At 59.8% G+C, this 647-nt stretch carries 1 protein-coding gene; it reads right to left on the bottom strand.

Annotation, left to right across the window (positions count from 1 at the left end):
• On the bottom strand, positions 1-647 hold a 647-nt coding region (locus NKK47_RS35100), incomplete at both ends, for a type 2 periplasmic-binding domain-containing protein (protein ID WP_352579944.1).

Raw genomic sequence — 647 nt, 5'->3', positions numbered from 1 at the left:
TCCCAGATCTCGGCGTAGTTGCCCATTTGCTTGATGACGTTGTAGGCCCACTTATCGTCCAATCCGAGCGGCTTGCCGAAGCCGGGTTCCTCGCCGAGCACGCGTTTGACTTCCGGACTGCCCGACACAAGCTTTTCATCGACGTTCTGCGAGGTGATGCCGTTGGCCTCGGCCCAGAACAGGGCATTCAATGTCCAGCGCACGACGTCGAAGAGTTGATCGTCGCCGCGGGCGACCGCGACGCCATTGGGTTCGGCGGCTTTGCCGACCTTGATGATGTCGTAGTCGTCGGGGTTCTTGGCCACCGAAGCACGCTGTCCGGCTGCCGCAGTGCCGTCGGTGACGTATGAATCGCAGCGGCCGCCGAAGAAGGCGTCGCGCGCCTGAATGGTCGAGTCGTAATAGACTTTCTCCATCGCGATCCCGAACTCTTCCTCGGTTTCCTCGATCGCTTTCTCGGTCAGGCTGCCACCGCCTTGCAGGCAAACGGTCTTTCCGTCCAGCAGTTTGGGCTCGGTAATATTGTCGGCCTTGCGCACGAGCATGCCGTCCGTGTCGTAGAGATTGATCCAGACGAAGCGGACAACCGTATCACGACTGTAGGTGATGGTGGATGTGCGCGACAGAACGTCGATTTCCCCAGTCTG

The sequence above is a fragment of the Mesorhizobium sp. M0019 genome (assembly GCF_040323975.1).
Lineage (GTDB): Bacteria > Pseudomonadota > Alphaproteobacteria > Rhizobiales > Rhizobiaceae > Mesorhizobium.
Note: the sequence above shows the minus strand (reverse complement) of the source record. Positions and strands in the feature narration are given on the sequence as shown.